The organism is [Empedobacter] haloabium, from assembly GCA_008011715.2.
Taxonomy (GTDB): domain Bacteria; phylum Pseudomonadota; class Gammaproteobacteria; order Burkholderiales; family Burkholderiaceae_D; genus Rugamonas; species Rugamonas haloabia.
This window is the reverse complement of sequence record CP136508.1, coordinates 740,609-754,126: the sequence shown is the minus strand read 5'-3', so window position 1 is coordinate 754,126 and position 13,518 is coordinate 740,609. Positions and strand designations below refer to the sequence as shown.

Annotated in this window: 9 protein-coding genes; 5 read left to right on the top strand and 4 right to left on the bottom strand. The window is 65.1% G+C overall.

Going from position 1 to position 13,518, the window contains the following annotated elements:
- Positions 1 to 64 precede the first annotated feature (64 nt).
- Complete coding sequence (locus tag E7V67_003335) at positions 65 to 766, top strand: hypothetical protein (GenBank protein ID WUR14148.1); 702 nt, start codon at positions 65 to 67, stop codon at positions 764 to 766.
- Between the two features lie 182 nt (positions 767 to 948).
- On the opposite strand, the gene E7V67_003330 is transcribed toward E7V67_003335, so the two are convergent.
- From E7V67_003330 to E7V67_003315, 4 genes are all read right to left on the bottom strand, one after another.
- A complete protein-coding gene (locus E7V67_003330) occupies positions 949 to 3,615 on the bottom strand; it encodes a DNA topoisomerase III (GenBank protein WUR14147.1) in 2,667 nt (888 codons plus the stop codon).
- Positions 3,616 to 3,904: 289 nt separating this feature from the next.
- Positions 3,905 to 4,369 (bottom strand): DUF494 domain-containing protein, encoded by a 465-nt coding sequence (locus E7V67_003325; protein WUR14146.1) that lies wholly within the window; start codon positions 4,367 to 4,369, stop codon positions 3,905 to 3,907.
- 53 nt (positions 4,370 to 4,422) lie between these two features.
- On the bottom strand, positions 4,423 to 5,580 hold the full coding sequence (gene dprA / locus E7V67_003320) for a DNA-processing protein DprA (protein ID WUR14145.1): 1,158 nt from the start codon (positions 5,578 to 5,580) through the stop codon (positions 4,423 to 4,425).
- An 8-nt stretch (positions 5,581 to 5,588) separates the two neighbouring features.
- On the bottom strand, positions 5,589 to 6,707 hold the full coding sequence (locus E7V67_003315; protein ID WUR14144.1) for a LysM peptidoglycan-binding domain-containing protein: 1,119 nt from the start codon (positions 6,705 to 6,707) through the stop codon (positions 5,589 to 5,591).
- Positions 6,708 to 6,992: 285 nt separating this feature from the next.
- Between E7V67_003315 and def the strand changes: the two genes are divergently transcribed.
- The 4 genes from def to metH all read left to right on the top strand — a co-directional run bounded on the left by def (position 6,993) and on the right by metH (position 13,349).
- Entirely contained in the window at positions 6,993 to 7,532 is a 540-nt protein-coding gene (gene def / locus E7V67_003310; GenBank protein WUR14143.1) for a peptide deformylase, read from the top strand.
- Between the two features lie 13 nt (positions 7,533 to 7,545).
- Positions 7,546 to 8,502 carry a methionyl-tRNA formyltransferase gene (gene fmt / locus E7V67_003305; GenBank protein ID WUR14142.1) on the top strand — a complete coding sequence of 319 codons (957 nt, stop codon included), beginning with the start codon at positions 7,546 to 7,548 and terminating at the stop codon, positions 8,500 to 8,502.
- A gap of 284 nt (positions 8,503 to 8,786) precedes the next feature.
- Positions 8,787 to 9,395, top strand: coding sequence for a PEPxxWA-CTERM sorting domain-containing protein (locus E7V67_003300; protein ID WUR14141.1), 609 nt, complete (start codon positions 8,787 to 8,789; stop codon positions 9,393 to 9,395).
- Between the two features lie 174 nt (positions 9,396 to 9,569).
- Positions 9,570 to 13,349, top strand: coding sequence for a methionine synthase (metH, locus tag E7V67_003295; GenBank protein ID WUR14140.1), 3,780 nt, complete (start codon positions 9,570 to 9,572; stop codon positions 13,347 to 13,349).
- Positions 13,350 to 13,518: the final 169 nt, after the last annotated feature.

Genomic DNA, 13,518 nt, shown 5'->3' with positions numbered 1-13,518 from the left:
GTGGCGCGGATACGTCGGCCGGAAATGCTTGCCCTATAACATCATGGCAACGTACCATCGGGGCATGAATCCGACCTTCTTTTCTCGCCGCCGCGCACTCGCGGGGGCATTGCTGCTGGCCTGCGCGCCGGCGCTTCCCGCGTTGGCCGCCGGCCCCACCTATGGCACGCACGGCATGGCGCTGTTCGGCGGCCGCGAAGCGCTGTATGCGTCGCACCTGCCGATGTTCCATGCGCCGCACGATTACCAGGTGATCCTCAAGATACGCGTGGCCGATCCCAAGCTGGACGCGGCGCTGCGCGCACGCCTGGACGGCAAGACGGCACTGTGGACGATCGAACCGGACAAGTTCGAGCTGGACCGGCTGGCACCTGGCGCTGTCGCACCGCTGCGCCAGTTCGACGCCAACGTCGTACTGGGGCATTTCGAACAGGGCGGCAAGACGCAGTACCGGCATGTGGGCATCGTCGTCGAGGAAGTCGTGTTGTTCCGGCGGCTGTCGCCGGCAACCCTGGAGAACGCCAGCGCGCGCTACATGCAGGTGGGCACGGGACGCCAGCGCTTCCTCGTCAAGACGATCGACAGCCGGCCGGATTTCGACCACATCGTGGCTTATCGCGCCGCACCCGGGGCGGAAACTGGTTCGGTGACGGTGCCGAAGGTGGCGTTGCAGCAGCCCGCGGCGCGCGAGCTGGCCGCGGCGCTGGGGGTGGCACCTTCCGCGATTGGCGGGACGGTGTATTTCTATACCGACGATTTGCGCTGAGCGCACCAGCAAAGTATCTGGGCTTAGGGTCTGTCCCCTCGGGGACTGACCCTGGTTTTAATCGCTGAACCATGCGACTTGCGTGATTAAAACCGGGGTCTGTCCCCATGCGGGGACAGACCCCAGGCCGGACGCTGTAACAGTGCGCACGCAAAAAAAACGGGACCCGCGGGTCCCGTTCCTTATTCCGCCGCGACGGTCTTCTTGGCGGCGGCCTTCTTCGCCGGCGCCTTCTTGGCCGCCGTCTTGGTGGCGGCCTTCGCGGCCGGCTTCGCGGCGGCCTTCTTCGCCGCCGTCTTCTTCGCTGGCGCGACTGCTGCTTCCTCGCCGCCTTCCGCCGCCGCTTCCGCACCGGCCTTCGGCTTCGCACCCGGCTTTTCCTTGCGCGGTTCGAACTCGAAGCTGATCTTGCCGTCTTTGCCCCTCACCAGGAAGGCCTTGAACGGACGGCGCGTGCGCTGCGAGATAAAGCCCGGCAGCAGATCGGTCTTGCCGTCGTTGAGCAACTTGGCCATCTGCTCCGGCAGGATCTCCTGCTGCAGGATGATGCGGCCGCTGCGGAAGTCGCACGTCTTCGGCTTGGCCACGCTGTGCTCGCACACATAGGCCAGGCCCATCTCGTACACGCCGCCATTGCACTTCGGGCACGGGCCGAGCGGCGTCTGGCCGGTGAAGTCGACGCCCTCGCCGTCCTCGCCTTCCTCGTCGTTCTGGCCGAAGTCGAACTCCAGCTTGAAGTTGTTGATGTCCTCGTCGCGCACGATGCGCAGGATCGCGGCGAACGGCCGGCCCATCTTCGAGCGGAAGCCCTGCAGCGGACCGATGGTGCGGTTCTTCAACAGCTCTTCCACTTCGGCGATCTCGAACTGGCGGCTGCCGGGCGTCTTGCTCATCGAGAAGTCGCACTTGGTGCACGCGAAGCGGCGGTAATTCTCCTTGACGACGCCGGCGCAGTTCGGGCACGGCGTGGCCAGGGTGGCGTATTCGCCCGGGATCGTGTCGTTGTCGTATTCCTTGGCGCGCTTGACGATAATCTGCGTCATCTGCGCGATCTCGCGCATGAATTCCTCGCGCGAGATCCTGCCCTTCTCCATCTGTGACAGCTTGTATTCCCACTCGCCCGTCAGCTCCGGCGCCGTCAGTTCGTTGACGCCCAGGCCGCGCAACAACGTCATCAGCTGCGAAGCTTTCGCCGTCGGGATCAGCTCGCGCCCTTCGCGGATCAGGTATTTTTCCGTCAGCAGGCCCTCGATGATGGCCGCGCGCGTGGCTGGCGTGCCCAGGCCCTTGCCGGCCATCGCGTCGCGCAATTCGTCCGAGTCGACCAGCTTGCCGGCGCCTTCCATCGCGGACAGCAGCGTCGCTTCCGTGTAGCGCGCGGGCGGCTTCGTCACCAGGCCGTTGGCGTTGACCTGCTCCGTGTGCACCTTCTCGCCCTTCGCCACCGGCACCAGGTTGCCGCCGCCCTCCTTGTCGTCGCTCGTGTCCTTGCCGTACACCGCCAGCCAGCCGGGGTTCGTCATGACCTTGCCTTCGGTCTTGAACTGGTGGCCCGACACTTCCGTGTAGCGCGTGGTGACCTGGAACTCCGCGGCCGGGAAGAACACGGCCATGAAGCGGCGCGTGACCAGGTCGTACAGCTTCTGTTCCGGCTCGGACAAGCCCTTCGGCGCGATGCCGGTCGGGATGATCGCGAAGTGGTCCGAGATCTTGGTATTGTCGAAGATGCGCTTGTTCGGCTTGACCCAGCCCTTGTCCAGGATCTGCTTGGCGAACTGGTGGTAGTTCGGATTCTGCTTGACCACTTCCAGCGTGGACTGCACGGTCGGCAGGTAGTCTTCCGGCAGGTGGCGCGAATCGGTACGCGGGTAAGTCAGCACCTTGTGCTTCTCGTACAGCGCCTGCGCCAGGCCCAGCGTGTTCTTGGCGGAGAAGCCGAAGCGGCCGTTGGCCTCGCGCTGCAGCGAGGTCAGGTCGAACAGCGCGGGCGCCATCGACGTCGTCGGCTTCGATTCCTCGGTGACGTTGCCCTGCTTGCCGCGGCACGCCAGCGCGATCGAGTCGGCAGCAGCCTTGCTCCACAGGCGCTCGGCGCGCTTTTCCGGATCGTTCTCGTCCTTCTTGAAGTTCGTGTCGAGCCAGCGGCCTTCGTACACGCCGGCGGCGCAGACGAATTCGGCGCGCACTTCCCAGTAGTCGCGCGGTACGAACTTCTTGATCTTGTCCTCGCGTTCCACCACGATCGACAGGGTCGGCGTTTGCACGCGGCCCACGGTCGTCAGGTAGAAGCCGCCCTCTTTCGAATTGAAGGCGGTCATCGCACGGGTGCCGTTGATGCCGATCAGCCAGTCGGCTTCGGAGCGGCAACGGGCCGCGTCGGCCAGCGGCAGCATCTCTTCGTCGCTGCGCAGGTGTGCGAAGCCCTCGCGGATCGCGGTGGGCGTCATCGACTGCAGCCACAGGCGCTTGACGGGCTTGTTCACCTTCGCGTTCTGCGCGATCAGGCGGAAGATCAGTTCACCTTCGCGGCCCGCGTCGCATGCGTTGATCAGGGCGGTGACGTCCTTGCGCTTGATCAGTTTATTCAGGACCTTGAGCCGGCTTTCCGTCTTGGCGATAGGGTTCAGCGCGAAGTACGGCGGGATCATCGGCAGGTGCGCGAAGCTCCACTTGCCGCGCTTGACGTCGTGCTCTTCCGGCACCGCGATTTCCAGCAGGTGACCGACGGCGGAAGACAGCACGTATTCGTCGGATTCGAAATACTCATCGTGCTTGGTGAAGCCGCCAAGCGACTTCGCGATATCGTTCGCGACAGAAGGCTTCTCGGCGATGATGAGGGTTTTGCTCATGGTTGTTGTTCTCGGTTGCTTTGCGATGACGCCCGCACGCGGGCAGGCGCATCATACATGTTAACGACGACGCCGCTGCGCCGTCGCCATTTTCGGCAGCCGCGCCGCGCGCCCTGCCGTTTTGCAAAAGGGCCAATCATAAGCGCGTTGCGTTGGACTTCGCAAGGTGCGCGCCCTCGGCCAGCAACAACGTCAGCGCCGGACAGACGTGCGACGCCCTCGCGTGACGATGCCGCAGCGTAATGAATATGTGATTAAAGCATTGCGCCGACGAGAGCCGGCGGCGCGCTCAGTGCAGCAGGCGGGGAGCCTGCTCTTCGTCGGAACCGAACAAGTCGTCGAACATCAATGCGTCGGGCTCCTTGCCCTGGCTCCACAACAGCATCAGCACGATGATCTTCAGCTTGCCCAGGTTGACGGGCGCCTCTTCCAGCGACAACGCCCGTTCGATGACGATCTCGCGCTGCAGCGGCGTCAGCACGCGCGCGCTTTCCAGGAACGCGATAAAGCCGATGGCCTGCGATCCCAGTACATCCTGCTCCTGCTCGACATAGAAACGCATGCCGGTCGACGCGGCCACGGATGCCTGCTCGTCGCCGGCCATCTCGGTCAGGTCGTTCAGCCAGACCAGCGCCTCGGAGATCTCCACGTCGTCGAAACCGACGGCCGAAAGCTTCTTCGCCAACGCTGCCGGTTCAGGGCACGCGTCGGGCCGGTAATAGGTCTCGTAGAGATAAACAAGGATGTCGAACATGGCGCTACTCTATCAGCATCGATCGGCGCGGCACAAGTCCCACACCATTGCGATCATCGTTTCAGTCGCTGAAAAGCCCCACCTGGCAGCCGTTCCACAACACCTGCAAGCTCCAATGCCAACAAACTTGCTTGAGTATCAGCGGCATCGAGTTGCAAGCGAGAAGCCAGTTCGTCGGCGCTGACGGGATCGTACGTCAAGGCCTCCAGCAGGGGCCGCGCGGCGCGCTCCAGGCTCGTCATGGCGTCCTCGCAACTTGCGTTGCCATCACCAAAACCCCGTGCACGCGCGCTATCGCCGATGCGCAATGCGGCCAGGATGTCGTCCGCCGTCTCCACCAGCAGCGCGCCTTCGCGGATCAAACGATGACAGCCCTTCGACAGCGTGGCATGGATGGAGCCGGGGATGGCGAACACGTCGCGGCCCTGCTCGCCCGCGCAGCGCGCCGTGATCAGCGAGCCGGAACGTTCGGCCGCTTCGACCACCAGCACGCCGCGTGTCATGCCGCTGATGGTGCGGTTGCGGATGGGGAAATGCGGCGCGCGCGCAGGCGTGCCCAGGGCAAACTCGCTGACGATGCAGCCGCCTTGCGCGACGCGCCGCGCCAGCGCCGCGTTGGCGCCCGGATAGACGACGTCGATGCCGGTGCCGATCACCGCGACCGTGGACCCGGCGCCTTGCAAGGCACCCGCATGCGCGGCCGCGTCGATGCCCAGGGCCAGGCCGGAAACGATCGTCAGGCCGGCATCGGCAAGGCTGCGCGCGAAGCGCTCCGCGTTGAGGCGACCTTGCGTGGTGGCGTTGCGGCTGCCGACGATGCCAAGGGCACTGCGCGTCAGCAAGGTGGCGTTGCCGCATGCATGCAACAGCAGCGGTGGATCGGCGATCTCGCGCAAGAGCGGTGGATAGCCGGCGTCGTGGTAGGTCAGCAGCGTATGGCCCGGCCGCGCCGACCATTCCAGGGTGGCATCGACCAGCGCGCGCAACGCGGCCGATGGCGGCGCACGCAAGGCCGCGGCATGGCCCGGCGCAAGACCGCTGGCGCGATCCGATGCATGGCTGGCCGCAATGACTGCCTGCGCTGTGCCGTGCTGGCGCAACAAGCGCGCGGCGGCAAGGCGCGACAGGCCAGGCGTGTAAACCAGACGCAGCCATGCGGCAATGCTGTCACCGTCATGGCTGCTGCTGGGTAAGGAGTCCGTGGCTTGCACGGCGGGGGTTACTCCGGAGACTTGGCGACGTCGCCCACCACCACCGGTTCCGTCACCTGCATGATCAGGCCATACGACACATGGTTGAACACGCGGAAGATAAACAAGCTGCCCACTTGCTCGTCCGGCAGCTTGACCTGCGGATTGCCCAGGTTGTGCCAGCCCTTGCTGGCACCCGGATCGCGCACCGTCTGGCCCTTATGGTACAGCTGCAGCACGGCGCCGACATCGAGTCCGTCAAGCCGGCCCCGGTTGACACTGACGACCTGGTTCTGGCCCGCATGCGTGACGCCGTTATAGATGGCCAGCACGCGCGCATCGATCCTGCGTTCGGGCGGATGCGGCACGTAGTGCTGCATCGGCGTCGGCGGCATCTGCATCAACTGGTCGCCCACGCCCATCTCTTCCTTTGCGCTGGCGACGATAAAGGTGTGCACGTCGCTGCCCGGCTCGGCCGCGCGCAGCAATTTCAAAGTGCCCAGGTAGAACGCTTCCGTCGCCACGGGCTGTTTCGTGACGGGATCGAGCAAGGGCTTGCCGGGCCGGAACACCTGGAACGACGTGCCGCCGTTCAGGTTGCCGCGCACATAGGCCTTGTCGTCCTTGCCGATGAAGACGTGGTTTTCCGGCGTCGCGACGATGCGCGGTGCGTTCTTCAGCTCGTCGGCCTCGACGATCAGCGGCTGCGTCAGGAACGGTTCGATGGCGCTGGCCGGGATCGAGCGCACGGCGTCCTTGCCGAGTCCTTCGGTGCGCAGTTGCGGCGACAACTTCAACGTGCCGGGCACCGCGCCATCGGCGCTGGTCGCGCCAACCGGGTTCGCCAAGTGCAACCGTCCGGCGGCGCGGTCCAGGTAGACCACCTGGCCCGGATAGATCCAGTGCGGGTTGGCGATCTCGGCACGATTCATGCCCCACACCCGCGGCCAGCACCAGGGCTTCTCGAGGAAACGGCCGGAGATATCCCATAAGGTATCGCCCGCCGTGACGACGTGGCGATCCGGTGCATCGGTGCGGAACGCGCAACCGTCCGGCGCGGTTTGCGCGAAGGCTGGCGCGGCCGCCAGCAGGGCGGCAAGCAGGAGGCCCGCCGACAGGCGCGCGCCACCTGTGCTAAAATTTTTCATGAATATGTCCGATACTGACCGGGCACCCGGATGACGTCGTCGCGATCTCGAGAGGCGCTCCGTGGTGGTTCTTGGAGATTCCCGGCAGGCCGGGAAAACTTGCCGTACTGAATCAAATTCTGCCCACTTTACCCTCGACTGGCAAGCTAAACCGCGCTGCGACGCGGCCCGTTCTCGTTGCCCGGCGCTGTATTGCGCCGGGTGTTGTTGCCGGGTGACGCCGTTGCCGTTGTCGAGGTGCCAAGTCCCTGGCAACCCTTTTGTATACCTGATATCCGATCACCAATGTCCATACTGAACATCCTCCGCTATCCCGATCCCCGCCTGCACAAGGTGGCCAAGCCTGTCGAAGTGTTCGACGAACGCATCGCGCGCCTGGTGGCCGACATGGCCGAGACCATGTATGACGCGCCCGGCATCGGCCTGGCCGCCACGCAGGTGGACGTGCACGAGCGCGTGATCGTCATCGACATCAGCGAGACGAAGGACCAGCTGACGGTCTTCATCAATCCCGAGATCGTCTGGGCCAGCGACGACAAGCAGGTTTACGACGAAGGCTGCCTGTCCGTGCCCGGCATTTACGACGACGTCGAGCGCCCGGCCAAGGTCAAGGTGCGCGCGCAGGACGCCAAGGGCGAGTTCTTCGAAGTGGATGCGGACGGCCTGCTGGCCGTGTGCATCCAGCACGAAATGGACCACCTGGCCGGCAAGGTCTTTGTCGAGTACCTGTCGCCGCTGAAGCGCAACCGCATCAAGACCAAGTTGCTGAAGGAAGAGCGCGGCATGGAACGCGAGCGCCAGCTGCGCGCCAACGGTCGCCGCTGATCGGAGCGCGGCCATGAAAGTCGTCTTCGCTGGTACGCCCGAGTTTGCCGCCGTCGCGCTGAAGGCGCTGCATGAGGCGGGTTTCGAGATTCCCCTCGTGCTGACCCAGCCGGACCGCCCCGCCGGCCGCGGCCTGCAGCTGCAGCCGTCGGCCGTCAAGCAGTTCGCCGTCGCGCAGGGCATCCCCGTCGCCCAGCCGCTGTCGCTGCGCATGGACGCCAAGGACCCGCAGCGGGCGCAGGAAGCGAAGGCCGCGCACGAACTGCTGCTGGCCACCGAGTACGACGCGATGGTCGTGGCCGCCTATGGCCTGATCCTGCCGCGCAGCACGCTCGACATCAAGCCCTGCATCAATATCCACGGCTCGCTGCTGCCGCGCTGGCGCGGCGCCGCGCCGATCCACCGCGCCATCGAGGCGGGCGACGCCGAGACCGGCGTGACGATCATGCAAATGGAGGAAGGCCTGGACACGGGGCCGATGCTGCTGATCGAGCGCACCCCGATCGGCCCGCACGATACCACCGCGATCCTGCACGACCGCCTGGCCGCCATGGGCGCGCAGATGGTCGTGAAGGTGCTGCACAAGATGGCGCAAGGTATCGTCGAGGCCGTGCCGCAGCCGGAACACGGCGTCACCTATGCGGCCAAGATCGCCAAGGAGGAAGCGGCGCTGGACTTTACCCATTCCGCGCGCGACCTCCACCGCAAGATTCGCGCGTTCAATCCGTTCCCGGGCGCGCACGGCACCGTCAACGGTACCGTCATCAAGCTGTGGGGGTCTGAACTGCTGGAAGCCGGCAGCAATGCGCCGGCCGGCCAGGTACTGGCCGCCGATGCCCAGCACGGCATTGTCGTCGCCTGCGGCAGCGGTGCGCTGCGCCTGACCGAATTGCAGAAGCCAGGCGGCAAGCGCCTGCCTGCCGCCGAGTTCATCAAGGGCTTCGCCCTGGATGGCCTGCGCTTCGGCTGAGGCCACTCAACGCGGGCGGGCGGCAGCGCCCGCCCCTGCGCGCCGCACTTCCCCATTCGAATATCGATTCCGTTGGAATTGATTTTTCTCAAAAGAATGTTATTTTCCCCGTATAAACTTTCGTTACCTCGGGTATTTTCTGCCGATATATTGAGCGGCGTTAAGACGGTAACTGAACGATAATATAAGCGTTGTATCCGCACACAGCGGAGACATATAAGTTTCCTTGAGGGGAAGACCGCGATACCATGGCTGCTCCTCTTCACTTCTGTCCGAGAAGCATCATGTTCAAGAAACTCGCTATTGCCGGCATGATGGCCGGTTCGCTCGCAATCAGCGCCGCAGCGAGCGCGGCAAATACCTGGCAGTTCGCCTACGTCGGTTTTTTCGATGAGGATAACTGGATGTTTGTCCAGGATCGCACGATCACCGGATCGTTCACGGGCAGCGATGTCAACCACGACGGCATCATCGAAAAGGAAGAGATCACCGAGTTCGTGCTGAACGGCACCGATTATATGGCCTGCAGCAGCATGAACAGCCCCTATAACTACTGCGGCACCGACCGTTTCCGTTATGAACTCGGCGGCAAGCTTGATTTCTCTGCGGGAACAGCTGGCACCGATCCGGAGCGTATTTATGGTGGCGGTTATGTCGTTCGCGCCGGCATCGAGGAATACAGCTATCGCTTCACGCCGGAATCGGAAACCCGCAGCGGCGCTTACCTGTGGACGGACGAGACCAGGTTCTCCATCACGTCACTGTCGAGCGGCGGTGTGACGCCGGCTGTGCCGGAACCGGGCACGTGGGCCATGATCCTGACGGGCCTGGCGCTGGTCGCCGGTGTGGCCCGCCGCCGCAGGAACGAGCCGCTGCAGCCCTGCCAGCGCTGATCCGCGCGGCCCCCGCGACGGCCTGCCCACCGCAAGGTGCGCAGGCCGTTTTCACGAGTGGGCCGGCAGAACGGGCGCTGGCCGCCCGGCAAGCGAAAAAGCTGCTTTGCCGTATAATTTCAGACCGGCCAGCAAGCCTCCCGCCCACCGACGCAGCTCCTCGAAAGTAGCAAAATGACCAAGATCGCGACCCGCCCAGCCTCCCAGACCGAAGCGCAACTGCGCGACATCCTGTCGCGCCGCATCATGTTCCTCGACGGCGCCATGGGCACGATCATCCAGCAATACAAGCTGGACGAACAGGCCTACCGCGGCGGGCCGCAAGGCCGCTTCATCGATTTCGCGGCGCCCGCCGGCAGCGGCGCGCGCGAACTCTTCGTCAAGGGCAACAACGAGCTGCTGACCCTGACGCAGCCGCACGTGATCCAGGAGATCCACGAGCGCTACCTGGCCGCCGGCGCCGACCTGATCGAGACCAACACGTTCGGCGCCACGACCATCGCGCAGGACGACTACCACATGGCGCACCTGGCCTACGAGATGAACGTCGAGGCCGCGAAGCTGGCGCGCGCGGCGACCGCCAAGTACAGCACGCCCGACAAACCGCGCTTCGTCGCCGGCGCGCTGGGCCCGACGCCGAAGACGGCCTCGATCTCGCCGGACGTGAACGACCCGGCCGCCCGCAACGTCACCTTCGACCAGCTGGTCGCGGCCTACCACGAGCAGGTGCGCGGCCTGGTCGACGGCGGCGTCGACGTGCTGCTGGTCGAGACCATCTTCGACACTCTGAACTGCAAGGCAGCGCTGTTCGCCATCGACCAGTACTTCGACGAGCATCCGGAGCGGGAACGCCTGCCGCTGATGATCTCCGGCACCGTCACCGACGCCTCCGGCCGCATCCTGTCCGGTCAGACCGTGCCGGCGTTCTGGAACTCCGTGCGCCACGCCAAGCCGCTGACGATCGGCCTGAACTGCGCGCTGGGCGCGGCGCTGATGCGGCCCTATGCGGAGGAACTGTCGCAGATCGCCGATACGTTCGTGTGCATCTACCCGAATGCCGGCCTGCCCAACCCGATGAGCGACACCGGCTTCGACGAGCTGCCGGCCGACACCTCCGCGCTGCTGCGCGAATTCGCCGAGGCGGGCTTCATCAACGTGGCCGGCGGCTGCTGCGGCACCACGCCGGAGCACATCGCGGCGATCGCCGCCCTGCTGCAGGACGTCAAGCCGCGCACCGTGCCGCACGTGCCGGTCGCGCAGCGCCTGTCCGGCCTGGAGCCGTTCACCATCGACGACGATTCGCTGTTCGTCAACGTGGGCGAGCGCACCAACGTGACGGGCTCGAAGGCCTTCGCGCGCATGATCCTGAACGAGCAGTACGACGAGGCGCTGTCGGTGGCGCGCCAGCAGGTGGAAAACGGCGCCCAGGTCATCGACATCAACATGGACGAGGCGATGCTGGATTCGCAGGCCGCGATGACGCGCTTCCTGAACCTGATCGCCTCCGAACCGGACATCTCGCGCGTGCCGATCATGATCGACTCGTCCAAGTGGTCCGTCATCGAGGCAGGCCTGAAGTGCGTGCAGGGCAAGTCGATCGTCAACTCGATCTCGCTGAAGGAAGGCGAAGAGGAATTCGTCCGCCAGGCGCGCCTGTGCCGCCGCTACGGCGCCGCCGTCATCGTGATGGCCTTCGATGAAAAAGGCCAGGCCGACACCTACGAGCGCAAGATCGAGATCTGCGCGCGGGCATACAAGGTGCTGACGGAAACCGTGGGCTTCCCGGCCGAGGACATCATCTTCGACCCGAACATCTTTGCGATTGCCACCGGCATCGAGGAGCACAACAACTACGCGGTGGATTTCATCAACGCCACGCGCTGGATCAAGGACAACCTGCCGCACGCGAAGATCTCCGGCGGCGTGTCGAACGTGTCGTTCTCGTTCCGCGGCAACGACCCGGCGCGCGAGGCGATCCACACCGTGTTCCTGTACCACGCCATCAAGGCCGGCATGACGATGGGCATCGTCAACGCGGGCATGGTGGGCGTGTACGACGACCTGCCGGCCGAGCTGCGCGAGCGCGTCGAGGACGTGGTGCTGAACCGCCGCGAGGACGCCACCGAGCGCATGATCGAATTCGCCGGCACCTTGAAGGCCGGCGGCAAGACCGAAGCCGCCAACCTGGAATGGCGCAAGGGCACGGTGCAGCAGCGCCTGTCGCACGCGCTGGTGCACGGCATCACGCAGTGGATCACCGAGGACACGGAAGAGGCGCGGCTGGAAGTGCTGCACAGCGGCGGCCGCCCGATCAACGTCATCGAAGGCCCGCTGATGGACGGCATGAACGTCGTCGGTGACCTGTTCGGCCAGGGCAAGATGTTCCTGCCGCAGGTGGTGAAATCGGCGCGCGTGATGAAGCAGGCCGTAGCCCACCTGATTCCGTACATCGAGGAAGAAAAGGCGGAAGAGGAACGCCGCACCGGCATCGTGGCGAAACCGAAGGGCAAGATCGTCATCGCCACCGTCAAGGGCGACGTGCACGACATCGGCAAGAACATCGTTTCGGTCGTCCTGCAGTGCAATAACTTCGAGGTCGTCAACATGGGCGTGATGGTGCCCGCCTCCGAGATCCTGGCGCGGGCCAAGCTGGAGAACGCCGACATCATCGGCCTGTCCGGCCTGATCACGCCTTCGCTGGAAGAGATGGCACACGTGGCCAAGGAGATGCAGCGCGACCCGCACTTCCGCATGCTGAAGATCCCGCTGCTGATCGGCGGTGCCACGACCAGCCGTGCCCACACGGCCGTCAAGATCGCCCACAACTACGAAGGCCCGGTCGTCTACGTGCCGGACGCATCGCGTTCGGTGTCGGTGGCGCAGTCGCTGCTGACGCCGGAGGCGCGCGACAAGTACATCGAGGAAGTGGAGCACGACTACGCGCGCATTCGCGAGCAGCACGCCAACAAGAAGGCGCTGCCGACGGTGAGCCTGGCCGCCGCGCGCGCCAACAAGATGAAGCTGGAATTCGCGCCCGTGAAGCCCAAGTTCGTCGGCCGCCGCCTGTTCCGCAACGTCGACCTGGCACTCCTGGCGCAGTACATCGACTGGGGCCCGTTCTTCCAGACCTGGGACCTGGCCGGCCCCTACCCGGCCATCCTCACCGATGAAGTAGTGGGCGAAGCGGCCACCAAGGTGTTCGCCGAAGGCCAGGCGCTCCTGAAACGCATCATCGAAGGCCGCTGGCTGACGGCGAACGGCGCCGTCGCGCTGCTGCCGGCCAACAGCGTGGGCGACGACGATATCGAGGTCTACACGGACGATACCCGCACGGAGGTAGCGTTCACCTACTACGGCCTGCGCCAGCAGGGCGTAAAGCCCGTCATCGACGGCGTGCAGCGCCCCAACCAGTGCCTGGCCGATTTCATCGCGCCGAAGGAATCGGGCATCAAGGACTACATCGGCATGTTCGCCGTGACAGCGGGGCTGGGCATCGAGAAGTACGAGAAGCGTTTCGAGGACGCGCACGACGACTACTCGTCGATCATGCTCAAGGCCCTGGCAGACCGCCTGGCCGAGGCATTCGCGGAATACCTGCACGAGCGCGTGCGCAAGGACCTGTGGGGCTATGCGGCGGACGAGGCGCTGTCGAACGAAGCGTTGATCAACGAGGAATACCGCGGCATCCGGCCTGCGCCGGGCTATCCGGCCTGCCCCGAGCACACGGTCAAGGCCGACCTGTTCCGCGTGCTGCAGGCCGAGGAGATCGGCATGGAGCTGACGGAATCGTTCGCGATGTTCCCGGGCGCGGCGGTGGCGGGTTTCTACTTCGCGCACCCGCAGTCGAAGTACTTCACGGTCGGGAAGATCGGCGAGGACCAGCTGAACGACATGGTCGCGCGGCGTGGCGTGGACAAGGCCACGCTGGAGCGTTGGCTGGCGCCGAACCTGTAAGCGCCCCGCAACGCGTCAAGGCTTGGGGTCTGCCGGGTCGCCGTACCGCCCCGCAGGGGACCGACCCCGGTTTTTATCGATTCGCGCGCGCCGCCATGGGAAACCGGGGTCAGTCCCGAAGGGACAGACCCCACTCCCTGTCAAGCCAGCGGGACCCAACCTCAGGAGA

What these genes read in the sequence shown, in the direction of transcription:
- E7V67_003315 (WUR14144.1), bottom strand. Translation starts at nt 6,707, where the DNA reads ATGAAAAATTTTAGCACAGGTGGCGCGCGCCTGTCGGCGGGCCTCCTG.
- def (WUR14143.1), top strand. Translation starts at nt 6,993, where the DNA reads ATGTCCATACTGAACATCCTCCGCTATCCCGATCCCCGCCTGCACAAG.
- metH (WUR14140.1), top strand. Translation starts at nt 9,570, where the DNA reads ATGACCAAGATCGCGACCCGCCCAGCCTCCCAGACCGAAGCGCAACTG.
- E7V67_003325 (WUR14146.1), bottom strand. Translation starts at nt 4,369, where the DNA reads ATGTTCGACATCCTTGTTTATCTCTACGAGACCTATTACCGGCCCGAC.
- E7V67_003300 (WUR14141.1), top strand. Translation starts at nt 8,787, where the DNA reads ATGTTCAAGAAACTCGCTATTGCCGGCATGATGGCCGGTTCGCTCGCA.
- fmt (WUR14142.1), top strand. Translation starts at nt 7,546, where the DNA reads ATGAAAGTCGTCTTCGCTGGTACGCCCGAGTTTGCCGCCGTCGCGCTG.
- E7V67_003335 (WUR14148.1), top strand. Translation starts at nt 65, where the DNA reads ATGAATCCGACCTTCTTTTCTCGCCGCCGCGCACTCGCGGGGGCATTG.
- E7V67_003330 (WUR14147.1), bottom strand. Translation starts at nt 3,615, where the DNA reads ATGAGCAAAACCCTCATCATCGCCGAGAAGCCTTCTGTCGCGAACGAT.